This window comes from Enterobacter sp. T1-1 (assembly GCF_000710795.1).
Lineage (GTDB): Bacteria > Pseudomonadota > Gammaproteobacteria > Enterobacterales > Enterobacteriaceae > Enterobacter > Enterobacter cloacae.
Map to the genome: position 1 here is coordinate 34,939 of NZ_JALW01000063.1, position 23,090 is coordinate 58,028.

The 23,090-nt window shown below is 53.7% G+C and carries 26 protein-coding genes, 1 pseudogene and 1 other annotated feature; of the genes and pseudogenes, 17 read left to right on the plus strand and 10 right to left on the minus strand.

The window, feature by feature from the left end:
• Positions 1-18: 18 nt before the first annotated feature.
• The 3 genes from rluB to rnm all read right to left on the minus strand — a co-directional run bounded on the left by rluB (position 19) and on the right by rnm (position 2,489).
• Positions 19-894 (minus strand): 23S rRNA pseudouridine(2605) synthase RluB, encoded by an 876-nt coding sequence (gene rluB / locus AK59_RS0119440; RefSeq protein ID WP_013096363.1) that lies wholly within the window; start codon positions 892-894, stop codon positions 19-21.
• A 96-nt stretch (positions 895-990) separates the two neighbouring features.
• A complete protein-coding gene (locus tag AK59_RS0119445; protein WP_013096362.1) occupies positions 991-1,611 on the minus strand; it encodes an L-threonylcarbamoyladenylate synthase in 621 nt (206 codons plus the stop codon).
• The gene (gene rnm / locus AK59_RS0119450; RefSeq protein WP_013096361.1) at positions 1,608-2,489 is read right to left on the minus strand and encodes an RNase RNM; all 882 of its coding nucleotides are present in this window, start codon (positions 2,487-2,489) and stop codon (positions 1,608-1,610) included. Before rnm ends, AK59_RS0119445 begins: the two co-directional genes overlap by 4 nt.
• A gap of 139 nt (positions 2,490-2,628) precedes the next feature.
• Between rnm and trpL the strand changes: the two genes are divergently transcribed.
• The 10 genes from trpL to AK59_RS0119500 all read left to right on the plus strand — a co-directional run bounded on the left by trpL (position 2,629) and on the right by AK59_RS0119500 (position 11,984).
• On the plus strand, positions 2,629-2,673 hold the full coding sequence (gene trpL, locus AK59_RS1000000125505; RefSeq protein ID WP_106993556.1) for a trp operon leader peptide: 45 nt from the start codon (positions 2,629-2,631) through the stop codon (positions 2,671-2,673).
• Positions 2,650-2,743, plus strand: a sequence feature (Trp leader region). It overlaps the preceding gene by 24 nt.
• A gap of 25 nt (positions 2,744-2,768) precedes the next feature.
• On the plus strand, positions 2,769-4,331 hold the full coding sequence (locus AK59_RS0119460; protein ID WP_029883574.1) for an anthranilate synthase component 1: 1,563 nt from the start codon (positions 2,769-2,771) through the stop codon (positions 4,329-4,331).
• On the plus strand, positions 4,331-5,926 hold the full coding sequence (gene trpD, locus AK59_RS0119465; protein WP_020690934.1) for a bifunctional anthranilate synthase glutamate amidotransferase component TrpG/anthranilate phosphoribosyltransferase TrpD: 1,596 nt from the start codon (positions 4,331-4,333) through the stop codon (positions 5,924-5,926). The genes AK59_RS0119460 and trpD overlap by 1 nt, the downstream gene beginning before the upstream one ends.
• Before the next feature lie 3 nt (positions 5,927-5,929).
• Positions 5,930-7,288: a bifunctional indole-3-glycerol-phosphate synthase TrpC/phosphoribosylanthranilate isomerase TrpF gene (gene trpCF / locus AK59_RS0119470; protein ID WP_029883575.1), complete on the plus strand. Its 1,359-nt coding sequence runs from the start codon at positions 5,930-5,932 to the stop codon at positions 7,286-7,288.
• Between the two features lie 10 nt (positions 7,289-7,298).
• Entirely contained in the window at positions 7,299-8,492 is a 1,194-nt protein-coding gene (gene trpB, locus AK59_RS0119475) for a tryptophan synthase subunit beta (protein WP_013096356.1), read from the plus strand.
• Positions 8,492-9,301, plus strand: a complete 810-nt coding sequence (gene trpA / locus AK59_RS0119480) for a tryptophan synthase subunit alpha (protein WP_020690931.1) — start codon at positions 8,492-8,494, stop codon at positions 9,299-9,301. Before trpB ends, trpA begins: the two co-directional genes overlap by 1 nt.
• 182 nt (positions 9,302-9,483) lie before the next feature.
• A complete protein-coding gene (gene yedE, locus AK59_RS0119485) occupies positions 9,484-10,695 on the plus strand; it encodes a selenium metabolism membrane protein YedE/FdhT (protein ID WP_029883576.1) in 1,212 nt (403 codons plus the stop codon).
• Positions 10,692-10,925, plus strand: coding sequence for a sulfurtransferase-like selenium metabolism protein YedF (yedF, locus tag AK59_RS0119490; RefSeq protein WP_013096288.1), 234 nt, complete (start codon positions 10,692-10,694; stop codon positions 10,923-10,925). Before yedE ends, yedF begins: the two co-directional genes overlap by 4 nt.
• A 131-nt stretch (positions 10,926-11,056) precedes the next feature.
• Positions 11,057-11,491: a universal stress protein UspF gene (gene uspF / locus AK59_RS0119495; protein WP_013096287.1), complete on the plus strand. Its 435-nt coding sequence runs from the start codon at positions 11,057-11,059 to the stop codon at positions 11,489-11,491.
• Between the two features lie 88 nt (positions 11,492-11,579).
• A complete protein-coding gene (locus AK59_RS0119500; RefSeq protein WP_029883577.1) occupies positions 11,580-11,984 on the plus strand; it encodes a cell envelope integrity TolA C-terminal domain-containing protein in 405 nt (134 codons plus the stop codon).
• Positions 11,985-12,037: 53 nt separating this feature from the next.
• Here AK59_RS0119500 and ompW read toward each other — a convergent pair whose 3' ends face one another.
• On the minus strand, positions 12,038-12,670 hold the full coding sequence (gene ompW / locus AK59_RS0119505; protein ID WP_013096285.1) for an outer membrane protein OmpW: 633 nt from the start codon (positions 12,668-12,670) through the stop codon (positions 12,038-12,040).
• A 281-nt stretch (positions 12,671-12,951) separates the two neighbouring features.
• Between ompW and AK59_RS0119510 the strand changes: the two genes are divergently transcribed.
• The 4 genes from AK59_RS0119510 to yciA all read left to right on the plus strand — a co-directional run bounded on the left by AK59_RS0119510 (position 12,952) and on the right by yciA (position 15,222).
• A complete protein-coding gene (locus AK59_RS0119510) occupies positions 12,952-13,356 on the plus strand; it encodes a YkgJ family cysteine cluster protein (protein WP_013096284.1) in 405 nt (134 codons plus the stop codon).
• Positions 13,357-13,381: 25 nt separating this feature from the next.
• Positions 13,382-14,125, plus strand: coding sequence for a YciC family protein (locus AK59_RS0119515; protein WP_013096283.1), 744 nt, complete (start codon positions 13,382-13,384; stop codon positions 14,123-14,125).
• 56 nt (positions 14,126-14,181) lie between these two features.
• Positions 14,182-14,721, plus strand: coding sequence for a septation protein A (locus AK59_RS0119520; RefSeq protein WP_013096282.1), 540 nt, complete (start codon positions 14,182-14,184; stop codon positions 14,719-14,721).
• A gap of 105 nt (positions 14,722-14,826) precedes the next feature.
• The gene (gene yciA / locus AK59_RS0119525) at positions 14,827-15,222 is read left to right on the plus strand and encodes an acyl-CoA thioester hydrolase YciA (protein WP_013096281.1); all 396 of its coding nucleotides are present in this window, start codon (positions 14,827-14,829) and stop codon (positions 15,220-15,222) included.
• 38 nt (positions 15,223-15,260) lie between these two features.
• On the opposite strand, the gene tonB is transcribed toward yciA, so the two are convergent.
• A complete protein-coding gene (tonB, locus tag AK59_RS0119530) occupies positions 15,261-15,986 on the minus strand; it encodes a TonB system transport protein TonB (protein ID WP_013096280.1) in 726 nt (241 codons plus the stop codon).
• A gap of 220 nt (positions 15,987-16,206) precedes the next feature.
• Here tonB and AK59_RS0119535 point away from each other — a divergent pair, with 220 nt between their 5' ends.
• Positions 16,207-16,503 carry a YciI family protein gene (locus AK59_RS0119535; RefSeq protein ID WP_008502794.1) on the plus strand — a complete coding sequence of 99 codons (297 nt, stop codon included), beginning with the start codon at positions 16,207-16,209 and terminating at the stop codon, positions 16,501-16,503.
• Positions 16,504-17,062: 559 nt separating this feature from the next.
• A complete protein-coding gene (locus AK59_RS0119545) occupies positions 17,063-17,503 on the plus strand; it encodes a hypothetical protein (RefSeq protein ID WP_029883579.1) in 441 nt (146 codons plus the stop codon).
• A gap of 45 nt (positions 17,504-17,548) precedes the next feature.
• On the opposite strand, the pseudogene AK59_RS1000000124625 reads toward AK59_RS0119545, so the two are convergent.
• A pseudogene (locus tag AK59_RS1000000124625) lies at positions 17,549-17,759 on the minus strand (ogr/Delta-like zinc finger family protein).
• 305 nt (positions 17,760-18,064) lie between these two features.
• Here AK59_RS1000000124625 and AK59_RS0119550 point away from each other — a divergent pair.
• Positions 18,065-18,853 carry a hypothetical protein gene (locus AK59_RS0119550; protein WP_029883580.1) on the plus strand — a complete coding sequence of 263 codons (789 nt, stop codon included), beginning with the start codon at positions 18,065-18,067 and terminating at the stop codon, positions 18,851-18,853.
• A 104-nt stretch (positions 18,854-18,957) separates the two neighbouring features.
• Here AK59_RS0119550 and AK59_RS1000000124630 read toward each other — a convergent pair whose 3' ends face one another.
• The 4 genes from AK59_RS1000000124630 to AK59_RS0119565 form a co-directional block, all read right to left on the minus strand.
• Complete coding sequence (locus tag AK59_RS1000000124630) at positions 18,958-19,179, minus strand: DNA-binding transcriptional regulator (RefSeq protein WP_023323577.1); 222 nt, start codon at positions 19,177-19,179, stop codon at positions 18,958-18,960.
• A gap of 76 nt (positions 19,180-19,255) precedes the next feature.
• Positions 19,256-20,425 carry a phage late control D family protein gene (locus tag AK59_RS0119555; RefSeq protein WP_029883581.1) on the minus strand — a complete coding sequence of 390 codons (1,170 nt, stop codon included), beginning with the start codon at positions 20,423-20,425 and terminating at the stop codon, positions 19,256-19,258.
• Positions 20,422-20,886, minus strand: a complete 465-nt coding sequence (locus tag AK59_RS0119560) for a phage tail protein (RefSeq protein WP_029883582.1) — start codon at positions 20,884-20,886, stop codon at positions 20,422-20,424. Before AK59_RS0119560 ends, AK59_RS0119555 begins: the two co-directional genes overlap by 4 nt.
• Positions 20,887-20,896: 10 nt before the next feature.
• The coding region (locus AK59_RS0119565; RefSeq protein WP_032618686.1) for a phage tail tape measure protein at positions 20,897-23,090 on the minus strand (2,194 nt) is incomplete at its 5' end.

A 23,090-nucleotide genomic window follows, 5' to 3' on the forward strand; every position in this document is an offset into this window, starting at 1 on the left:
TTAACCGGGCTTTTATTTTTAACCGTTGTTATTACGGCTGCCAGCGCGGCGATTATTGTTCACCTGGCTGTGGCGTTTCACCGCACGACGGATCTGGTTCGCCTTCATGCGACGACGATCTTTCTCCACCGCCACTTTGGAAGTGGTTTCTGGCGCCAGTCCCACCAGTTCACGCAGGTAGTTGGTCTGCGTCAGGTCCAGTTCGGTATAGCCACCACGTGGCAGACCTTTTGGCAGCAGAATATCGCCGTAACGAACACGGATCAGACGGCTAACCTGCACGCCCACCGCTTCCCACAGACGACGAACCTCACGGTTACGACCTTCGGTCAGGGTAACGTTGTACCACTGGTTGATCCCTTCACCACCGGTAAATTTGATGGTTTTGAACGCTGCAGGACCGTCTTCCAGCTGAACGCCACGCGACAGATCGCGCAGTTTGTTCTCATCAACCTGGCCGAACACGCGTACGGCGTATTCGCGTTCCACTTCACGACTTGGGTGCATCAGACGGTTTGCCAGCTCACCATCCGTTGTGAACAGCAGCAGACCGCAGGTGTTCACATCCAGACGCCCCACGGCAATCCAGCGTGCGCCACGCAGTTTAGGCAGACGGTCAAATACCGTCGGGCGACCTTCCGGGTCGTTGCGCGTACACAGTTCACCTTCCGGCTTGTAGTACGCCAGCACGCGGCAGATCTGCTCAGCAGATTCTTTAACCGAGATAAGATGACCGTCGATACGGATTTTAAGCCCCGGCACGATTTCTACGCGGTCACCGAGCGTGGCGATTTTACCGTCCACACTCACGCGTCCGGCTTCAATAATGGCTTCGATTTCACGGCGTGAGCCGTGGCCGGCACGCGCCAGCACTTTCTGTAACTTCTCGCTCATTGAGCTTCCTCAGGTGTCGCCTTCACAGGCGTCGAATCAGGTCAAACCAGGGCTATGCCCTGATTTGATGGCCGCGTAGTATAGCTGCTTACACCTTTACAAGAAAGGCTTAACATCACCCACGCCTTCGCGAATCACTTCCGGTGCATCTTCCGTTAAATCGACAACCGTGGTCGGCTGCTGACCGAGGTAACCGCCATGAATAATCAGCTCAACCACCTTTTCCAGACGGTCTTTGATCTCTTCAGGATCGGACTCGGTGAATTCACTGCCGGGCAGCATCAGCGAGGTTGAGAGCATCGGCTCACCCAGCGTTTCCAGCAAGGCCTGGGCAATCGGGTTAGACGGCACACGCATCCCGATGGTTTTGCGCTTTTCCTGTAACAGACGGCGCGGAACTTCTTTCGTCCCTTTCAGGATGAAGGTGTAGTTGCCCGGCGTGTTATTTTTAATCAGACGAAATGCCACGTTATCGACATAAGCATAGGTCGATAGCTCAGAGAGATCCCGGCACATCAGGGTAAAGTTGTGACCGTCCGGCAACTGGCGAATACGGCAAATACGCTCCATCGCCGCTTTATCTTCAATCTTACAGCCCAGCGCATAACCCGAATCCGTCGGGTAGACGATAACGCCCCCTTTACGCACGATCTCCACGGCCTGATTGATCAGGCGCGGCTGCGGATTATCCGGATGAATATAGAAAAACTGACTCATACTTCCCTCTCTTCAAGTTGCTGTGGCTGTTCCCAGAGCTGCCAGACAGGCTCAACGCCTGCGGGTAACCAAAGCTTGCGTCCCAGTTCTATCCACGCACAGGGCTGATGAAAATCTGAGCCTTGCGACGCCAGCAAACCAAACTGGCGGGCGTAGGTCGCAAGCTGCGAACGCTCGTTGGGCGCCTGCTGACACTGGGCGACTTCCATCGCCTCGCCACCGCATTCGGCAAAATGCGCCAGCAGTCTTTTCAGCCATTTAGCAGAAAGATTATACCGCCCCGGATGGGCCAGCACGGCCTTACCGCCAGAATGATGAATCACATCAATAGCTTGTTTTATTGTACACCACTGTGGCGGAACATATCCGGTTTTCCCGCGAGCCAGATAGCGTTTAAAGACATCCGCTATCGTTGTGGCCTTGCCCGCCTCAACCAGAAAACGGGCAAAATGACCGCGCGTTACCGCGCCCCCATTTGCCAGCCTTTGTGCCCCCTCCAGTGCGCCCGGAATATGCGCCTTTTCCAGACGTTCAGCGATCATTTCTGCGCGCTGGTTGCGGCGCGTTTTTTGTTCTTGCAAAAACGCACACATTACCGGATGGTCTATATCAATGTTCAGGCCAACAATATGGATTTCGTGATTCTCCCAGACGGTCGATATCTCGACGCCAGGAACCAGTTTGAGTGCCAGACCACTGCGGGCAATCTCGGCGCGCGCGGCTGGAATGGCATCGGTTGTATCGTGATCGGTTATGGCCAGCGTGCCAACCCGCATTTCAACGGCACGATGCACCAACGCTTCGGGCGTCAGCAGACCATCGGAGGCCTGGGTATGGCTGTGTAAATCATAAATTACGGCGTAGGTGGTATCGCTCAAAGCACTTCCCGTCACAGGTTAGAGACATCTTAAAAGCCCATGATACCGACTTGCCACGAAATTCTGAAATCAAGGGTTGACAATACGCCATCGAACTAGTTAACTAGTACGCAAGTTCACACGAGAAAGGTATCTGAAAATGACTGCACATTTCACTCTGCACGGTTGGTGGCGCACTTCCTGATTTCCGGGCAGTGTCACACGTCTGCGTACAGCAAACAGATACCCGCCCGCTCATCAGCGGGCTTTTTTTTGAACAGAATAAATGAGAACAACATAATGCAAACAGCCAAACCACACCTCGAATTGTTGACCAGCGAGGCGGCCTATCGCCACAACCCAACCGCGCTGTTTCATCAGGTCTGCGGTGCGCGTCCAGCCACGTTGTTACTGGAATCCGCCGATATTGACAGCAAAGACGATCTCAAGAGCCTGCTGTTGGTGGACAGCGCGCTGCGCATTACGGCGCTAGGTGACACTGTCACTATCAAAGCGTTATCGGATAACGGTGCGGCTCTGCTGCCGTTACTGGATGCGAGCCTGCCTGCTGGTATCGAAAATGAACACCATCCTGAAATGCGCGTTCTGCACTTCCCGCCGGTGAGCCAGCTGCTGGACGAAGACGCACGCCTGTGCTCTCTTTCCGTTTTTGATGCCTTCCGTCTGCTGCAAAATCTGGTCACCGTGCCGGAAGATGAACGCGAAGCAATGTTCTTTGGCGGGCTGTTTGCTTACGACCTGGTGGCCGGGTTCGAAGATTTACCGGACATTGAACAGGGTAACCGCTGCCCCGACTACTGCTTCTACCTGGCCGAAACCTTACTGGTGATCGACCACCAGAAAAAAAACACCCGTATTCAGGCAAGCCTCTTCACGCCATCCGCGACAGAGAAAAAACGCCTTGAGCAGCGTATTGAGCAGTTGCAGCAACAAATGACCGAAGCGCCGCCTGCGCTCCCTGTACATCGTGTCGAGAAAATGACCTGTGAGGTTAATCAGAGCGACGATCAGTACGGTGCCGTGGTTCGCCAGATGCAAAAAGCGATTCGCGCCGGAGAAATTTTCCAGGTTGTTCCTTCCCGTCGTTTCTCTCTGCCCTGCCCGTCGCCGCTCGCGGCCTATGACGTGCTGAAAAAGAGCAACCCAAGCCCGTACATGTTCTTTATGCAGGACAATGATTTCACCCTGTTTGGCGCATCCCCTGAAAGTTCACTGAAATATGACGCCACCAGCCGCCAGATTGAGATCTACCCGATTGCCGGAACCCGGCCACGCGGCCGTCGAGCCGATGGCTCGCTGGATCGCGATCTCGACAGCCGTATTGAGCTGGAAATGCGTACCGACCATAAAGAGCTCTCCGAGCATCTGATGCTGGTTGATCTGGCCCGTAACGACCTGGCGCGCATTTGTACCCCTGGCAGCCGCTACGTGGCGGACTTAACCAAGGTCGACCGCTACTCGTTTGTTATGCATCTGGTATCCCGCGTGGTGGGCGAACTGCGTAGCGACCTCGACGTGCTTCACGCCTACCGCGCCTGTATGAACATGGGCACGCTGAGCGGCGCGCCGAAAGTTCGCGCCATGCAGCTGATCGCGGCGGCTGAAGGGCGCCGTCGCGGCAGTTACGGTGGTGCAGTGGGCTACTTCACCGCCCATGGCGATCTGGATACCTGCATTGTGATCCGCTCCGCCTACGTTGAGGACGGTATCGCTACCGTGCAGGCAGGCGCAGGGATTGTTCTGGATTCTGTTCCGCAGTCTGAAGCTGACGAAACCCGCAGTAAAGCCCGCGCGGTATTGCGCGCCATTGCTACCGCACATCACGCACAGGAGATTTTCTGATGGCTGACATTCTGCTGCTCGATAACATCGACTCTTTTACCTATAACCTGGCAGATCAGCTGCGTGCGAATGGTCACAACGTCGTTATCTATCGTAACCATGTTCCGGCACAGACGCTGATAGACCGTCTGGCAACCATGCAAAACCCGGTGCTGATGCTCTCTCCTGGCCCAGGAGCCCCCAGTGAAGCGGGCTGTATGCCGGAGCTGCTGACCCGTATGCGCGGTAAACTGCCGATTATCGGTATCTGTCTGGGTCACCAGGCGATTGTGGAAGCCTATGGCGGCTACGTGGGTCAGGCAGGTGAAATCCTGCATGGCAAAGCCTCCAGCATTGAACATGACGGCCAGGCGATGTTTGCCGGCCTGCCAAATCCGCTGCCGGTTGCGCGCTATCACTCCCTGGTGGGCAGCAACATCCCGGCCGGGCTGACCATTAACGCCTCGTTTGAAGGGATGGTGATGGCCGTGCGCCACGATGCGGATCGCGTCTGCGGCATGCAGTTCCATCCGGAGTCGATTCTCACGACCCATGGCGCGCGACTGCTGGAGCAGACGCTGGACTGGGCGTTGCAGAAACTGGAGCAGACCAACACGCTGCAACCGATTCTGGAAAAGCTGTATCAGGCGCAGACCCTGAGCCAGCAGGAGAGCCACCAGCTCTTTTCTGCCGTGGTTCGCGGTGAGCTGAAACCTGAACAGCTGGCGGCCGCACTGGTAAGCATGAAAGTGCGCGGCGAAAGCCCGCAAGAAATCGCCGGTGCCGCCACGGCCCTGCTGGAAAATGCCGCCCCCTTCCCGCGCCCGGATTATCAGTTTGCGGATATCGTCGGCACCGGGGGTGATGGCAGCAATAGCATCAATATCTCCACCGCCAGTGCCTTCGTGGCCGCGGCGTGTGGCCTGAAGGTGGCGAAACACGGTAACCGCAGCGTCTCCAGCCGCTCGGGCTCGTCCGATTTGCTGGCTGCCTTCGGCATTAACCTGGATATGAACGCCGAACGCTCCCGTGAAGCGCTGGACGATCTGGGCGTCTGCTTCCTGTTTGCGCCGAAGTATCACACCGGTTTCCGCCATGCGATGCCGGTTCGTCAGCAGCTCAAAACACGCACGCTGTTTAACGTACTGGGGCCGCTGATCAACCCGGCGCACCCGCCGCTGGCGCTGATTGGTGTTTACAGCCCGGAACTGGTTCTGCCAATTGCCGAAACCCTGCGCGTGCTCGGTTATCAGCGCGCGGCAGTAGTTCACAGCGGGGGAATGGATGAAGTGTCCCTTCACGCGCCAACTCTCGTCGCGGAACTGCGCAATGGCGAAATCCTGAGCTACCAGCTGGAAGCCGCCGACTTTGGTTTAACGCCGTATCATCAGGAGGCGCTGGCAGGCGGCACGCCGGAAGAAAACCGTGACATTCTCACGCGCTTATTACAAGGTAAGGGAGAGGTCGCCCATGAGGCAGCCGTGGCAGCCAACGTCGCCATGCTGATGCGATTGCACGGCGAAGAAGATCTCAAAGCCAACGCACAAAAAGTTCTGGACGTACTGCGCTCTGGTGCAGCTTACGATCGCGTTACCGCACTTGCGGCAAGAGGGTAAAGAATGCAGACCGTTTTAGCGAAAATCGTTGCCGATAAGGCCATCTGGGTGGAAGCCCGCAAAGCGCAGCAGCCGCTTGCCAGTTTTCAGAACGACGTCGTCCCAAGCAGCCGTCGTTTCTATGATGCCCTGCAGGGCGCGCGCACCGCATTTATTCTTGAGTGCAAAAAAGCCTCCCCGTCGAAAGGCGTTATCCGTGAGGATTTCGATCCGGCGCGTATTGCCGGTATTTATAAGCATCATGCGTCGGCGATCTCCGTGCTCACGGATGAGAAATATTTCCAGGGCAGCTTCGTTTTTCTGCCTGTTGTCAGCAGCATCGCGCCGCAACCGATTCTGTGCAAAGACTTTATTATCGACCCGTATCAGATCTGGCTGGCGCGTTTTTACCAGGCTGACGCCTGCCTGCTGATGCTCTCGGTGCTCGACGACGAGCAGTATCGCCAGCTGGCTGCGGTGGCACACAGCCTCAACATGGGCGTGCTGACCGAGGTGAGCAACGAAGAAGAGCTGGAGCGAGCCATTGCACTGCAGGCGAAAGTGGTCGGGATTAACAACCGCGATCTGCGCGATCTGTCAATTGACCTGAATCGTACGCGTCAGCTGGCACCGCGTCTGGGCTCTGGCGTGACTGTTATCAGTGAATCCGGGATCAACAGCTACGCCCAGGTGCGTGAGCTGAGTCACTTTGCCAACGGTTTCCTGATTGGCTCCGCGATGATGGCACATGACGATCTCAATGCCGCAGTGCGTCGGGTGCTGTTGGGTGAAAACAAAGTGTGCGGCTTAACCCGCGAACAGGATGCCCAGGCCGCCTATGAGGCGGGGGCTATTTACGGCGGGTTGATCTTTGTGGGCTCCTCACCGCGTGCGGTGAGCGATGAACAGGCACGCAAGGTGATAGCGGCAGCCCCACTCAGCTATGTGGGCGTCTTCCGTAACGCTGATATTGCGGACGTTACGGCAAAAGCCGAAGCGTTATCCCTTAGTGCAGTACAACTGCACGGTGATGAAGATCAGGCATACATCGATGCCCTGCGTGCCGGGCTGGCTCCTCAGGTTCAGATCTGGAAAGCGCAGAGCGTGGGCAGCACCCTGCCAGCACGTAACCTGAATCATGTTGATAAATACGTGCTCGATAACGGCCAGGGCGGTACAGGCCAGCGTTTTGACTGGTCACTGCTGAACGGCGAAGCGCTGGACAATGTCCTGCTGGCGGGTGGACTTAGCCCGGATAACTGTGTGGAAGCAGCCAAAACCGGCTGCGCGGGCCTCGATTTCAATTCAGGCGTAGAGTCGCAACCGGGCATCAAAGATGCCAGTAAGCTGGCCTCGGTATTTAAAACTCTGCGTGCATATTAAGGAAGAAAAAATGACGACATTACTTAACCCGTATTTTGGTGAGTTCGGCGGGATGTACGTTCCGCAGATCCTGATGCCCGCACTGCGCCAGCTGGAAGAAGCGTTTGTGAGCGCACAGAAAGATCCAGCGTTTCAGGCTGAATTTACCGACCTGCTGAAAAACTACGCGGGCCGTCCAACAGCGCTGACCAAATGCCGTAACCTGACTGCCGGCACCAAAACCACGCTGTACCTCAAGCGTGAAGACCTGCTGCACGGCGGCGCGCATAAAACCAACCAGGTGTTAGGACAGGCGCTGCTGGCAAAACGGATGGGCAAAACCGAGATCATCGCCGAAACCGGCGCGGGTCAGCACGGCGTGGCATCAGCACTGGCCAGCGCCCTGCTTGGCCTGAAATGCCGTATCTATATGGGGGCGAAAGACGTTGAGCGTCAGTCTCCGAACGTATTCCGTATGCGTCTGATGGGCGCAGAAGTGATCCCGGTTCACAGTGGTTCTGCCACGCTGAAAGATGCCTGTAACGAAGCGCTGCGCGACTGGTCTGGTAGCTATGAAACCGCGCACTACATGCTCGGCACAGCCGCTGGCCCGCACCCGTTCCCGACTATCGTGCGTGAATTCCAGCGCATGATTGGCGAAGAGACCAAAGCGCAGATCCTTGAAAAAGAAGGCCGTCTGCCGGACGCGGTGATTGCCTGTGTGGGCGGGGGATCAAACGCCATCGGGATGTTCGCTGATTTTATCGACGAAACCCGTGTTGGCCTGATCGGGGTGGAGCCAGCGGGTCACGGGATTGAAACCGGTGAGCACGGCGCTCCGCTGAAACATGGCCGCGTGGGGATCTACTTCGGCATGAAAGCGCCGATGATGCAGACCGATGAAGGTCAGATTGAAGAGTCGTACTCCATCTCTGCCGGTCTGGATTTCCCTTCCGTCGGGCCACAGCATGCGTTCCTGAACAGCACCGGACGCGCGGACTACGTCTCCATCACCGATGACGAAGCGCTGGAAGCGTTTAAGACGCTGTGCCGCAGCGAAGGGATCATCCCGGCACTGGAGTCCTCGCATGCTCTGGCGCATGCGCTGAAAATGATGAAAGAAAACCCGGAAAAAGAGCAACTGCTGGTCGTTAACCTTTCCGGTCGCGGTGATAAAGATATCTTCACCGTTCACGATATTCTGAAAGCACGAGGGGAAATCTGATGGAACGCTACGATAACGCATTTGCACAACTGAAATCCCGCCAGGAAGGCGCGTTCGTTCCCTTCGTAACCCTGGGCGATCCGGGCCCGGAACAGTCGCTAAAAATTATCGACGCCCTGATTGAAGCCGGTGCCGATGCGCTGGAGCTGGGGATCCCGTTCTCTGACCCGCTGGCGGATGGCCCGACCATTCAGAACGCCACTCTGCGTGCCTTTGCCGCGGGCGTCACCCCAACGCAGTGTTTTGAGATGCTGGCCGCGATCCGTCAGAAGCACCCGACCATTCCGATTGGCCTGCTGATGTATGCCAACCTGGTGTTTAACCGCGGAATCGACGAATTTTATGCCGAGTGCGCGCGGGTCGGCGTTGACTCCGTGCTGGTGGCCGACGTCCCGGTTGAAGAATCTGCACCGTTCCGCCAGGCGGCTATGCGTCATAACGTGGCGCCGATTTTCATCTGCCCGCCAAACGCCGATGACGAACTGCTGCGCCAGATTGCCTCTTACGGCCGTGGTTACACCTACCTGCTCTCCCGCGCGGGCGTGACGGGTGCTGAAAACAAAGCCGCGCTGCCGCTGCATCATCTGGTAGAAAAACTGGCTGAATACCACGCAGCACCTCCGCTGCAGGGATTCGGGATTTCATCCCCGGATCAGGTTACGGCGGCAATTGACGCAAAAGCGGCAGGCGCGATCTCCGGCTCTGCTATCGTCAAAATCATTGAGAAGAACGTGGACAAGCCCGAGCAGATGCTGGCTGAACTCAAAGCATTTGTTACGGCGATGAAAGCCGCAACGCGTAAAGCCTGATCCTTCCACCGTCTGGCGACTCAGCCAGACGGTCTTCCTCTTATATTCCCGCTATCACTTAAGCGTTACGCCAAAATTGATCCCATCGATATTTTCGGCGTGAATGGCTTTTCAAACCTTGCCGTAAGCGTATGATTTGGTCTCTTTTCGGCTTTAAACCTTCTGAGTTCAGAGGCTTACTCATGTCATGGCAATACTTCAAACAGACTTACCTGGTTAAGTTCTGGTCACCAGTACCGGCCGTCATCGCGGCGGGGATCCTTTCCACCTACTATTTCGGCATTACCGGCACCTTCTGGGCCGTGACCGGCGAATTCACCCGCTGGGGTGGGCAACTGCTGCAGCTCGCTGGCGTACATACCGAGGAGTGGGGTTACTTTAAGCTTATTCATCTGGACGGCACGCCGCTGACCCGCATCGACGGTATGATGATTATCGGCATGTTCGGGGGCTGTTTTGCCGCCGCGCTGTGGGCTAACAACGTTAAGTTGCGAATGCCTAAAAGCCGGATACGCGTTATGCAGGCGATTGTCGGCGGCATGATTGCCGGATTCGGCGCCCGTCTGGCGATGGGGTGTAACCTGGCCGCTTTCTTTACCGGCATTCCACAGTTTTCGCTGCACGCCTGGTTTTTTGCTGTCGCCACGGCGATTGGCTCTTACTTTGGCGCGAAGTTTACCCTCCTGCCGCTGTTCCGCATTCCGGTCAAAATGGTGAAGGTCAGCGCTGCCTCGCCGCTGACGCAAAAGCCTTCTCAGGCGCGTCGTCGTTTTCGTCTCGGCATGCTGGTCTTTTTCGCCATGGTCGCCTGGGCGCTCTGTACGGCGCTCAACCAGCCTAAGCTGGGCCTGGCCATGCTGTTCGGTGTCGGTTTCGGCCTGCTGATAGAACGTGCGCAGATTTGCTTCACCTCGGCGTTTCGCGATATGTGGATCACCGGCCGTACAATGATGGCCAAAGCGATTATTGCGGGTATGGCGGTAAGCGCCATTGGCATCTTCAGCTATGTGCAACTGGGTGTTGAGCCGAAAATCATGTGGGCTGGTCCGAACGCGGTGATTGGCGGTCTGCTGTTTGGCTTCGGAATTGTACTGGCTGGCGGGTGTGAAACCGGCTGGATGTACCGCGCGGTTGAAGGTCAGGTGCATTACTGGTGGGTAGGTCTGGGGAACGTCATCGGCTCCACCCTGCTGGCCTGGTACTGGGACGATTTGTCTCCGGTGCTGGCCACGAACTGGGACAAGGTGAATCTGCTCAGCACGTTTGGCCCGCTCGGCGGGCTGCTGGTGACCTACGCCCTGCTGCTGGTCGCTTTTTTACTGGTTGTCGCGCAAGAGAAACGTTTCTTCCGCCGTGCCACGGTTAAACCTGAACCCCAGGAGAATGCAGCATGAAAGAGATTGTGCCTGACTACCGCCTTGATATGGTCGGTGAACCGTGTCCTTACCCGGCTGTCGCTACGCTTGAAGCGCTCCCGCAGCTTCAAAAAGGGGAAATTCTGGAAGTGGTGAGCGACTGCCCGCAGTCCATCAACAACATTCCTCTGGATGCCAAAAACCACGGTTACACCGTACTGGATATTCAGCAGGATGGCCCAACCATTCGCTATCTTATCCAGAAGTGAACCGCCAGGTGACGGGGGGCGTCCCCCCGTCAAAAAAGCTGCCTCACCTCCCATTTTGATGGCGAATACAGCGCCACTGAAAATGGTAGCACTACACTTAAAGTGGATAAAAAACAAACAGGAGGTGAGGTATGTTTAATTCAATTTTAGTCCCTGTCGATATCTCTGAAAGTCGTCTGACCGAACAGGTGATTCCCTATGTTCAGGCAAACGCAGCAATCGGTAACGGTAAAATCCATTTTCTGACGGTAGTGCCTTCTTTCCCTTACTATTCATCGCTTGGGCTGGCGTATTCGGTTGAAATGCCAAAGCTGGCGGAGATTCAGGAGGAAGCCCTTACAAAGCTCAAAGAGATGGTTAAGCAGTTTAATTTACCTGCCGATCGTGTGGAGACACACGCCATTTCAGGTGCGCCTAAAGATCAGATCCTGAAGCTGGCTGACAGTATCAACGCTGACCTCATTATCATTGCGTCCCATCGACCGGATATCACAACCTACCTTTTAGGTTCAAACGCGGCGGTTGTGGTACGCCATGCAAAATGCCCGGTGCTGGTTGTACGCTAGCGAGGCTGGTGAGAAACTTAAGCCCCGGAATCCCGGGGCTTATTTAAATCGTTGTACAATAAAATAATTTCGATAAACGGACTTAACAATGAAAAAAGTAGTGATGCTGGTATGCCTTGCCACAGCAATAACGGGCTGTGCCCCTCTCGCGCCTGAAGGTTGTCAGAAGAAAACCGCTCTCGACTCGTGCTCCTATAAGCAGTCCGGTAAAGTCTCCGATAAGGATATCTATGGTCAACAGGCTGCCGCGATAAAGAAAGCGCTGGACTCGGCGCTGGCCGATCCACACGCCTGGAATGGTAAGCAATGCAACATGCATCTCGACTTTACCGTCGACGGACTACTGCAGAACCTGGAGATAAAAGGCGGAGACAAAGCGTATTGCCAGGCTTTAGCCGACGCGGCAACACGGGTCACCTTCCCGCCCTTCACAGACGAGCGTGTATTTCAGGATATGGGTTCTGCCCGCTGGAACATGGAGGGGCAACCGTAGAGGTAAGTCGGTAGAAAGACTGGCCATGTTCTGGCCAGTCCCGGAAAGTAGAATCAGAAACGATAACCCGCAGAGAACATAAATACCCATGGATCCAGACGGGTACTGATGCTTTGTTGCTGTCCGCCTGCCTTGAAGCGGACATCGGTATCAATATCCATATACCAGACCGAGGCGTTAATTAACCAGTCGCGGTTAATGAGATAGTCCATCCCCACCTGTCCTGCCACGCCCCATGAATCTTTCAGGCTGAGATCGGTCAGCCCGGCCTCTTTACCGGTATCGTTGAATTTCTCATCAAAGAAGGTGGTGTAGTTCACGCCTGCGCCAATATAGGGACGCAGTTTGCTGCTTGAGTCACCAAAGTACCACTGCGCCATCAGCGTTGGCGGCAGATGGTGCACCGTGGCGATATCACCGGTTGGGCCTAAACCAACGCGATGACGGAATGGCGTCGCTGCCAGAAGCTCAACGCCAATGTTATCCGTCGCCATATACGTGAATGTTAAACCTAACTGGGTATTGTTGCTGACGTTAAAGCCACCCATCCCCAGCACGTTATCAGAACCTTCAGTTGGACGTACCGTTGCCGAACCGGCACGAATAAAGAATTCACCTGCTTCATGCGCATACGCGCCGCCAGAGAGACTGCTTAAGATAAGGGCTGCCACCGCTAATTTTTTCATATCCGCTCCATCGTTGTGGTTTTAGCTGCGGATGAGAATATACTCACAAATGAGTAATAAGTGATCTGTCACAGATCACATTAAAACCAGTAACTTAACATTCATTGATCTGGGTTAATTTTTGGTGACACACCGTAAGGCCAAAAGTTGTTCTTACGTCAATTTTTGGCATTTCCCGGTTACAAAATTTTCTGTTTCCCCCCTCTTGCTCTTCGAATGGCGGCTGGATAATTTAGCGCTCTCACAATGTGATTTGATGCGTTCTTTTTTGCAGGTGTGCCATGAGTGATATGAACCCGTGCATGACGTGCGGAGCCTGTTGTGCGTATTTTCGAGTCTCTTTCTACTGGGCCGAAGCCAGCGATGGCGGCGGCACCGTTCCGGTTCATCTCACTGAACCGTTATCCCCTTTTCTGCGCTGCATGAGCGGTACGAATCAAAAGCAGGCCCGCTGTGTGGCGTTACAAGGCGAGCCAGGCGTGTCGACCCGCTGTTCCATCTATGAGGATCGCCCCAGCCCGTGTCGGGACTTTACGATGTCTGGCGAAGAGGGTCAGGTCAACGAAGCCTGTAATCGCGCCCGCGCGCGCTTCGGATTACCTCCGCTTTACAAAGATATGCTTTTCCATACAAGCCTTGATGCTGCCACGACCGCGTTATCCGGTGTACAATTGCCGGCTAATTAACACCTGCAATACTCAAGGAGAGTGCATGTCTATCACGGCGAAGTCTGTCTACCGTGACACGGGAAACTTTTTCCGCAATCAGTTCGTAACCTTTTTACTGATCGCGTTGTTATGCGCCTTTATTACGGTGGTGCTGGGTCACGCGTTCTCTCCGAGTGACGAACAGATCGCCAGCCTGAGCCAGGGCGACCATCTTGCAGGTAGCGTGGGGTTGTTTGAGCTGGTGCAAAACATGACGCCAGAGCAGCAGCAAATCCTGCTGCGGGCCTCTGCGGCATCGACTTTCTCTGGACTGATCGGCAATGCCATTCTCGCGGGCGGTGTTCTGCTGATGATCCAGCTGGTTTCTGCAGGCCACCGCGTCAGCGCCTTACGGGCGATCGGTGCCAGCGCGCCGGTATTGCCTAAGCTGTTTATCCTCATCTTTTTAACCACCCTGCTGGTGCAGATGGGGATCATGCTCGTTGTGGTTCCAGGCGTGCTGCTGGCTATCGTCCTCGCGTTCGCTCCGGTGATGGTGGTGCAGGACAAAATGGGGATCTTTACCGCCATGCGCAGCAGCATCAAACTGGCATGGGCCAATATGCGCCTGGTGGCACCGGCCGTAATTAGCTGGCTGCTGGCCAAAACGCTCCTGCTGCTGTTTGCCCCAAACTTTGCAGTCTTAACGCCGAACGTCGGTGCGGTGGTAGCCAACACGCTGAGTAATCTGATTTCAGCGATACTGCTGGTTTATCTGTTCCGCCTGTATATGTTAATTCGTCAGTAATCCTGTGGCCGGGTGCATCGCAGCACCCGGCCACACACAGAAGATGGAATCACAGAATGAAGCAGTTTCTTGATTTTTTACCGCTGGTCGTGTTTTTCGCGTTTTATAAGCTGTATGACATTTATGCAGCCACGATGGCGCTGATCGTTGCTACCGCTATCGTGCTGATCTACAGCTGGGTTCGCTATCGTAAAGTCGAAAAAATGGCTCTGATTACGTTCGCACTGGTGGCCGTGTTCGGTGGGCTTACGCTGTTCTTTCACAACGATGAATTCATTAAATGGAAAGTCACCGTGATTTACGCGCTGTTTGCCGGTGCATTGCTGATCAGCCAGTGGGTAATGAAAAAGCCACTGATCCAGCGCATGCTGGGTAAAGAGCTGACGCTGCCACAGGAAGTATGGTCCCGTCTGAATATCGCCTGGGCGCTGTTCTTTATTCTTTGCGGCCTGGCGAATATCTACATCGCCTTCTGGCTGCCGCAGAATATCTGGGTCAACTTCAAGGTCTTTGGCCTGACGGCGCTGACGCTCATCTTCACTCTGTTAAGCGGTGTCTATATCTACCGGCACATGCCGCAGGATGATAAACACTGATGAATCCCCGACCAGAACGTGCACAACAGGCGTTCTGGTCTATTCTCTCCTGCCAAAAATCATAGTAGCATCCCGCCTGAAGTCTTCAGTTACGAGTTTAAAACAATGACAACAAATGACGCCCCTCAGGGCGAACTGGTTTTACGCACACTGGCAATGCCTGCGGACACGAATGCCAATGGCGATATTTTTGGCGGCTGGCTGATGTCGCAAATGGATATGGGCGGCGCAATTCTGGCAAAAGAGATCGCGCATGGTCGCGTTGTGACCGTCCGGGTGGATGGGATGACCTTCCTGCGCCCGGTCGCGGTGGGTGATGTGGTCTGCTGCTATGCACGCTGCGTCAAGCGCGGTAATACTTCCATTTCCATTAACATTGAAGTCTGGGTGAAGAAGGTCTCATCTGAACCGATTGGACAGCGTTATAAAGCAACAGAAGCGCTGTTTATTTATGTGGCAGTCGATAGCGAGGGCAAACCCCGGCAGTTGCCTCAGGCCTGATCTTCAGGCATAAAAAAGCCTCCTTGCGGAGGCTTTTCTTATTCCATCTGCGCCCCGCCGTTCAGGCGGAAAACAATATTAACGATCAACCCACTGCCTGGTTTGCCTGGCTCATAACGCCATCTGCGCATCGCCGATTTCACCTCACGCTCAAACATATTTGAAGGCTGAGCAGACAAGATTTCCACGTTATCAACACGCCCGTCCGGGGTGACGTCAAATTTGACCCGCACGCGACCTTCAATGCGCAACGCCTGAGCACGAGGAGGATATTGCGGCTGGTTGCGGCTCACGGCGCGCGGGCCAGCGGGCGCGGTTGGCGTCGGTTTTGCGGTCGCGGGCGTGTTATTCATCAACGGACGCGAAGGCGCTGTGTTTTCTACCCTCTGCGTAGCGCGTGGTTCAACCGGACGTTCTTCCCGTTTAGGGCGCTCCTCCACCTTTTTCACCGGTTTTGGTTTCGGCTTAGGCTTCGGTTTGGGTTCTGGCTTATGGATCACCACCGGCGCTTCCTTTGGTGGCTCCGGAACCGGCTCAGGTTCTGGTTCTGGTTCTGGCTCAGCAACCGGCTGCGGCGGTGGTGCAACCTGCGGCGGCTCAAGATCCGCAGGCGAGACCATCGTCACTGAAATGGGCTGCGAAGGCGCTGGCATTTCAATAACCTGATGAACCGAGGTATAGAGCAAACCCGCCACGACAGCACCGTGAATCACGACAGAAAGCAGCGTCGGCCAGGGAAAGCGGCGAGGTAAATCAAGGGTCATCGAAGTCATAATCATCAACGTTAAAAAACCGAATCCTGATTTTAAATGCAAATAGCAATCATATTCAATAAGACACTTTGTTCTGGCGCAATTTAGGCGCGGGAGAGGCCAAAAAAGAGGCATTCAGATCAGGGTATTAACATTGTTTTTATTTTACATTGCAGTCAGTTGTCCTTTCACATAACGTAACTGACACTTTTAATGGTTAAGGAGCTTCACCGTGTTTTACGTGATTTACTCTGAAGATGTCGCTGATTCCCTGGAAAAACGCCAGTCTGTACGCCCTGCTCACCTCGCACGCTTACAGTTGCTACAGGATGAAGGGCGTTTACTGACTGCGGGCCCTATGCCAGCCGTCGACAGCAACGATCCGGGTGCTGCCGGTTTTTCTGGCTCCACGGTGATTGCCGAGTTTGAATCCCAGGAGGCCGCTCAGGCCTGGGCCGATGCCGATCCGTACGTTGCTGCGGGTGTTTATGCGAAAGTGACGGTTCGACCGTACAAAAAAGTGTTCTGATACTAAAAAAGGCTCCCTCAGGAGCTTCTTGAAACAGCTTAAAAAATTGAAATAAAAGGATTTGTTCAAGGTAACGTCCACATATTGACCACATCGTTACGATAAGCTCCGCATATGCGGGGCTTTGACTTTTAAGAAACGGTAAACACTTCTATCCTAAGATCGCCTTATGGTGGAGAACAGTGGTTACTCCTACCGAAAAAAAGTAGTTGATTAATTTATGTTAATAAATGTAAATTAACTATTCTTTTTATAAATAGCGATACGAGTGAATCATGAAGAAATCTTTTAGAAATCGTGGGAAGTTATTTTCCTCCAATCCCAAATTTTCCACAATCCACCTCAAGCTATCAAAAAAAAACAACACAGAAATAATAAAAGTTGTGTCTGCAAATTCAAAGTTCATTACTGTTGAAAATGGTCGCGCATCATTAAACTTAAGGCAAATATCAAAAGGAAAGTGGGCCGTAGTCTCGGGTAAAAACATTGACATACCCGACAACGCTCCTAAGATGACTACCAGCACAGGGCCCAAACGTAATATTAAGAAGGTGCTGTAATGCTATTACAAAAAATACGACAATCTTACTACGACTCAAGTGGTGCTTTATCAAGCATTACCAGACAATCATGTCTCGGTGGAATTGCTTTGATATGGTTATTCAAAGGAAGCATCAGTGAGAGCCCATTAAAAAACTCAACTGAGTTAATTTTAATTTTTCCAAATGGTTTATATTGGTCGCTTTTTTTTCTTATTCTGTCGTTGATTTCAGATTTTTTGCAATATCTTTCCGCAACAATTATATGGGGTATATATGGTCACATCACAGAAAAACGCCTCAACAAGCATAATTTAGATAAAGAAACTCATATTAACAAAGAACCTTCCGATTGGATCAATGCTCCTGCATTATTATTTTTTTACGGTAAAATAATTTTTTCTTTTATTGGGTTTTGGAAGTTAACACAATTTATGCTCACCATAACGATTGGTTATTAACAGTACAGAGCCCTCACCCGCTTTTGTTGGTGAGGGCATTGTTACTCACATCCAGTTAGTTTGTTGCTGTCCTGACGCTGTCGGATGTGGTGATGCTGGCACTACTTCACCCGGTGATACGATAAAGCGCTCGACCGTCTTAGCTGTCATAAACGTGGCACTACAGTTGATGTTTGTGCACCGGTGATAGCGCTTCTGTACAATAGCGACTTGTGCGGGCGTGAGCGGCAAAATGGCATTTTGGACAGTGAAACACGGAGAGCACCTCATTGAATTTTCGACGCGCTAATTTTACTCACTTGAACCCTTACACGGGCTTATTTATATTTAACACATTGAAATAAAAGGATTTATTTAAAATCACACCCACACTTTCACTACATCGTTATACAAAGCCTCGTTTACGGGGCTTTAATTTTGAGGGTTATTTACGTTCAAACCCGTATTCGAAGGAAATCTATACAATCTGCTACGTTTATCCCCTTCTACTACTTCATCAATGTAGCAATTGAATTGCAGTATCATATCGCAAAAAGAAAACCTAAATGTCGAGACAAGAATATGCGCGTGAAGGCAGGCAATCTCCAAGACTATTTAAAAGCAACTACTGAAAATGCTTCTTTTCATTATGAAACACATCCTGACCTTATGGGTATGGTTTTAAGAATGGATCAGGTCTTCCATGAAGAGATCTTTGCGGATGACCTTGTGTCAAATCCTTATGCTCAGCTCTTAGCAATGAACTCGTACTCATTGCTACTGAATGGTGTGGGACAGGCCATATCAGGGCACACTGTAGCAATTTTTCCTGTACTAAGAACCGCCCTTGAGTCAGCCTGTTACGCATTCTTAATAGCGAAAAATGAAGAGTTAGGAGTCGTTTGGATAAACAGACATAATTCAGAGAGTGCATTACAGAGGTGTCGCAAAAAGCTTACTGTTAAGAGGGCTTGTGAAAAACTTTCTTCTTTCAGCCCTGAAATGGCTGAATATGTAATGGCTCATTATGATGCTTCTATAGATTACGGAGCCCATCCAAACCAAAAAGCTATACTCAATCACTTATCAGATATCGGCGAAGTGGATTCGAACTTTCACGGTTTTGAACTTACAAGCGTATACGGGGAAAATAGCTGGCATGTAAATTATGCGCTTCTTGTGTGTACAGAGGTCGGTCAGGCAGTTGCATACCTGCTCGCTGCATCCTGCGATAACCATCCACTTCTAAACGACCGTTTAGAAGTCTTTGCTGATTGGTTTGCAGACAAGATTCAGATAGCCGATGAGTTGAATGGTAAACCGATTGACTATCCAATGAACATGTATAGCTCCATAACAGCTTTAAAATAAGCTCAAAGTTGTAATCAACTAATGACGCGTTGAAATAAGATGTTTTGTATGGTCGCACCGACATATCGAACAAAAAGCCCCGCATTTGCGGGGCTTTCTTTTGGTCACATCCAGTGGATTTGTTGCTGGCCTGATTGGGTCGGGTGCGGAGGCGCTGGCACGACTTCACCCGGCGATACAATGAAACGCTCGACCGTCTCAGTGGTGACGAACGTGCAACTGCAGTTGATGTTTGTGCACTGGTGATAACGCTCTTTTGTCGTGTCGGAAAAATAGCGACTTGTGCGAGCGTGGGCGGCGTAATGGCATTTTGGACAGTGAAACATGGCGAGCACCTCAGAGCGTTTTTGATGCATCAATTTTAACCATTAAACCCTTATATATCAAACACATAAATAAACTTTATTGTGTCACATCTTCGCTTTCATACTCCACATCAGAAACCTTAACCTCAAGCTCTAAGCTCGTTGTGTAGCCGTTCCCGTTAAGGCTATGCACCACCCTGCTGATTATCCACGCCTGTTCGTCTATGACGCGCTTAAAGCCCTTGACCGCCACCGGCGTTTCAGGAAATAAATCCGCACGGCCAAACGCCAGCGAGATTGAAAACTCCGCGACGCCGCGCTGCAGTTTGTCCCACTTTGCCTGAGCAGCGCGCATGGCCTGCGACTTCGTGGCGTAGATGGTCGTCAGCTCCAGCACATTGTCATACTCACCGGCCATATACTCACCCTCGCGCGCTTCCTGCTCTTTTTTGGCTTTTGCCTTTGCCGTGGTTTTGGTTGCTTGCGGATGCTGCAGCGCGCGCAGGTGCTGTACCTTTGGTTTGCGTTTGAGCTTCACCTTTTGCTTTTGCGGCTTTGGGTCTTTGGTGTGCAGCCATTTTGCCGTTACGCCGGTGTAGGCTTCCCGGTCAGCGATGGCGAACTGATGCCGGTCGCCGTCGCCGCGCTCGACGGTCATTTGCGGGATAGGCTTGCCACTGGCCGTCTGTGCGCTACCGGCTTTCAGGAATAACAGTTTCCCAAACTTCACCGCGACAGATGCGCCGTTGCGCTCCGCCAGCCTCGCCAGAAATGCCGCGTCAGATTCCTGCGTCTGGTCAATGTGAGGCACGGGGATCACTTTCAGCGTATCCGCCACGCTGACCGTCAGCTTGTTGCGTGCAGCGATGGTCTCCACAATGACCCCGAGCGTGGTGTCATGCCATGACTGTTCCCGGCGTGAATTAAGCGACCCGCGAAAATCAGCGCTGCGCCCCCGGATGGTGAGCGTATCAGGCGCGCCCCGGTGCTCGATTTCATCGACCGTGAAACTCCCTTTATTCAGCAAGGCGGATCCCTGCCAGCCTAACCACAACGTCAGCTTTGCACCGCGCGGCGGCAACTCGACAAGCCCGTCGCTGTCATCAAGCTCGATGTCGAGCTGGTCGGCTTCGAATCCGCGGTTGTCCGTCATGGTCAGGCTGATTAGCCGGTCGCTGAAATTCTGCGTGATATCATCGCCATCGAGCGTCAGCATAAACGCTGGGGCAATCTGCGCCCCGGCCTGAATATTCATACCCGTAATCATCCCGCCAGCCCTCCCAGCCAGTTACCGGCAGACGTCACCAGATTGTCGGCCTGCGTTTTCAGGTCGCCGTAAATCGCCGCGAGCGACTCATCGACGCGTTTCAGCGACAGGCTAAACTCGATTTTTCTGGCCGCGCCGTCGCTGAACAATTCTGTGTGCGTATGGCTCACTTTATCGATGACATACATGCCGTGGATCATGCCCGTTCCGTCAATCAGCGGCCACGCCCTGCCTTCGTCGGCCATCAGCTCGATGGCGGTCAGTGAGAGGCGACCGCCGGTGATTTCGGGGTAGAGCACGCCCGAGAGCGTGCGCGAGGTTTCCCCCTCCCCGAGAAACTGATAGGCCGGTGGTTTGCCGATGCGGTCGTTAGACGCCCAGCGGTAGTCCTTCGAATACTGCATCGACTGATGCGGCAGCGTGCGGCGCTCAAACACAAATAAACCTAAAACCATTAACATGCTTTAGCCCTCATCCATCGTGACGCATACTTGAGCGCTGACGCGCACGGTTTTGCTGGTCGAGTCTTTCGACGGCTTCGCGGAGCTGCCGGTCAAGGTCTGTACCCGGTGCGATGCCACCATGTAGGGTGATGTTATATTCTGGCTTGCTCTGGTCTACGAAGGTCTTCCCGGCAGGAACCGGCACCGGGTGATACCACTGAGAATCGCCAAACAACGGGGTTGGTCTGATACTGGACTCTTTACCTGAACCCGTTGCGGCATTGGCTTTTGCGGCTTTCTGGTCAAGGTCGCTCGACTCTTTATTGATAACCCCGAGTTTTTCCAGCAGCCAGTTAACGCCGCCGCGCAGTTTGTTGAAACTATTGAGCGGTAACATCAGCGCGTCGGCCAGTGCCTTACCGAATAACACCCCCGCATTTTTACAGCTATCGAGCGTCTCCTGCGTTGCCTTCACCGGCGCTATCAGGTCAGTGAACCACTGCCAGACCCCGCGCAATTTATCCATAAATGAATCAAACACCGGCGCGAGAGGGGCAAAGATTTCCGCCACCGGCGCGAAGGCCGCTTTAAGCCCCTCCACCACACCCGAAAAGAAAGCGCTGATGGGCTCCCAGTATTTACGGATGAGCAGCGCACCGGCCACCACGGCAGCGACCACCGCGACCACCGGCAGACTGATTGCCCCTAATGCTGCGACAATGGCACTTCCGGCAGTAGTGAAAACGACGCTCAGCATGCCAGCAGCAGCGATAATCGCGTTTATTCCTGCGATGACAGGCCATGCAATCAGACCAATCCCGCCGAGCACCCCAACCAGCGCCAGACCACCGGCGACAAGGTTAAACAGGGTTTGCGTCAGTTCAGGGTTAGCTTTCGCCCACGCGGCCACCGTTCCAAGCCAGTTGGTCGCGGAAACCGTCAGGCGGCGCAGTGCTGAATCTTCTTTTTCGAAAACCTCAATCTGCAGGTCTTCCCATGCTGACTGCAGGTTTTTTAGATCGCCGTCGAGGTTATCCGTTTGTATTTTCGCAATGCGCTCAGTCGTGCCTTTTGAGTCGCGGATTTGCTGGCGCTTGTTATCGAGCGAGCCATCACCGGCAGCGGCGACGAGTTTAATCGCCCCCTTCATGGCCTCCTCACCAAAGATGACTTTCAGATATTCGCCCTGCTCCGCGGTGCCGAGCTTGTTTTTCGCAAAGGACTTGTGAATATCTTTGAGGATTTTCTCGACCGGCAGCATGTTCCCTTTGCCGTCGCGGGTTTTCACGCCTAATTCTGAAATGGCCTCAACGGCCTTACCTATAGGAGCCTGCAGGCGGTTGAATATGGCACTAGCCCCCGTACCGGCCATCGAGCCTTTAATCCCGTTATCAGCCAGAATGCCGAGCATGGCGGTCGTGTCTTCGATGCTCGCACCTGCAGCCTCAGCAATTGGCGCGACATATTTCATCGCCTCGCCCAGCTCGACGAGGCCGGTGTTTGATGACGTAAAGCCTTTCGTCATCACATCCGCGACACGCTCAATCTCGGTGGTCGGCAGGTTAAATGCCGACTGCATGTTAGTGATAATGTCGGCGGCTTCTGCGATATCCACGTCGGCCGCGAGGCTCAGGTTTACGGTCGAACCGGTCGCAGCCAGCACGTCATCGGCGTTATATCCCGAGCGTGCGAGCGTGGTCTGCGTGCGCGCTACATCACCCGGCGAAAAGGCGGTTGTCGCACCGATATCACGCGCCTGTTGACGAATGGCCGCGAGCTTATCGTCGCCCTTATCGAGCCCGAGGATCGCCTGCGTGCCTGACATCTGCTTATCAAAACCGATACCCGGCGCAATAAAGCGTGACGCACCATAAAGCCCGGCGGTCGCCACCCCGACGCCCACCATCCCGGCATTACGCGCACCGGCGGCGAACTGTTGCCCGGATTCATAGCGGCTTTTTACCGCGCTGAGTCTGGCCTGTTGCTGACTGACGCGCGCCAGTGCATCACGTTGCCGGTTAAGCTGCGCAGTTGTTTCGCTGATGCTGGATTTCAGACGGCGCTCGTCTGCCGACAGCGTGCGGGTGTTTATGCCAGCCTGCGCGAGCTCCGTGCGCTGGCGCTGCACCGACTGCCTGAGCCCGTTATATTTGAGCTGCAGATCAGCGGCGGATTTCTTTGCCGCCTCCCTCGCGCGCGCCCGCGCTTTTGTCGGGGTTTTT

Excerpts from the sequence above, each read along its gene's own strand:
- ompW (WP_013096285.1), bottom strand. The coding sequence starts at position 12,670 with ATGAAAAAATTAGCGGTGGCAGCCCTTATCTTAAGCAGTCTCTCTGGC.
- AK59_RS0119550 (WP_029883580.1), top strand. The coding sequence starts at position 18,065 with ATGCGCGTGAAGGCAGGCAATCTCCAAGACTATTTAAAAGCAACTACT.
- AK59_RS0119515 (WP_013096283.1), top strand. The coding sequence starts at position 13,382 with ATGTCTATCACGGCGAAGTCTGTCTACCGTGACACGGGAAACTTTTTC.
- AK59_RS0119560 (WP_029883582.1), bottom strand. The coding sequence starts at position 20,886 with ATGTTAATGGTTTTAGGTTTATTTGTGTTTGAGCGCCGCACGCTGCCG.
- AK59_RS0119545 (WP_029883579.1), top strand. The coding sequence starts at position 17,063 with ATGCTATTACAAAAAATACGACAATCTTACTACGACTCAAGTGGTGCT.
- yedE (WP_029883576.1), top strand. The coding sequence starts at position 9,484 with ATGTCATGGCAATACTTCAAACAGACTTACCTGGTTAAGTTCTGGTCA.
- uspF (WP_013096287.1), top strand. The coding sequence starts at position 11,057 with ATGTTTAATTCAATTTTAGTCCCTGTCGATATCTCTGAAAGTCGTCTG.
- trpA (WP_020690931.1), top strand. The coding sequence starts at position 8,492 with ATGGAACGCTACGATAACGCATTTGCACAACTGAAATCCCGCCAGGAA.
- tonB (WP_013096280.1), bottom strand. The coding sequence starts at position 15,986 with ATGACCCTTGATTTACCTCGCCGCTTTCCCTGGCCGACGCTGCTTTCT.
- AK59_RS1000000124630 (WP_023323577.1), bottom strand. The coding sequence starts at position 19,179 with ATGTTTCACTGTCCAAAATGCCATTACGCCGCCCACGCTCGCACAAGT.
- AK59_RS0119500 (WP_029883577.1), top strand. The coding sequence starts at position 11,580 with ATGAAAAAAGTAGTGATGCTGGTATGCCTTGCCACAGCAATAACGGGC.
- AK59_RS0119510 (WP_013096284.1), top strand. The coding sequence starts at position 12,952 with ATGAGTGATATGAACCCGTGCATGACGTGCGGAGCCTGTTGTGCGTAT.
- trpCF (WP_029883575.1), top strand. The coding sequence starts at position 5,930 with ATGCAGACCGTTTTAGCGAAAATCGTTGCCGATAAGGCCATCTGGGTG.
- rluB (WP_013096363.1), bottom strand. The coding sequence starts at position 894 with ATGAGCGAGAAGTTACAGAAAGTGCTGGCGCGTGCCGGCCACGGCTCA.
- AK59_RS0119460 (WP_029883574.1), top strand. The coding sequence starts at position 2,769 with ATGCAAACAGCCAAACCACACCTCGAATTGTTGACCAGCGAGGCGGCC.
- AK59_RS0119520 (WP_013096282.1), top strand. The coding sequence starts at position 14,182 with ATGAAGCAGTTTCTTGATTTTTTACCGCTGGTCGTGTTTTTCGCGTTT.
- trpB (WP_013096356.1), top strand. The coding sequence starts at position 7,299 with ATGACGACATTACTTAACCCGTATTTTGGTGAGTTCGGCGGGATGTAC.
- yedF (WP_013096288.1), top strand. The coding sequence starts at position 10,692 with ATGAAAGAGATTGTGCCTGACTACCGCCTTGATATGGTCGGTGAACCG.
- trpD (WP_020690934.1), top strand. The coding sequence starts at position 4,331 with ATGGCTGACATTCTGCTGCTCGATAACATCGACTCTTTTACCTATAAC.
- yciA (WP_013096281.1), top strand. The coding sequence starts at position 14,827 with ATGACAACAAATGACGCCCCTCAGGGCGAACTGGTTTTACGCACACTG.
- AK59_RS0119445 (WP_013096362.1), bottom strand. The coding sequence starts at position 1,611 with ATGAGTCAGTTTTTCTATATTCATCCGGATAATCCGCAGCCGCGCCTG.
- AK59_RS0119555 (WP_029883581.1), bottom strand. The coding sequence starts at position 20,425 with ATGATTACGGGTATGAATATTCAGGCCGGGGCGCAGATTGCCCCAGCG.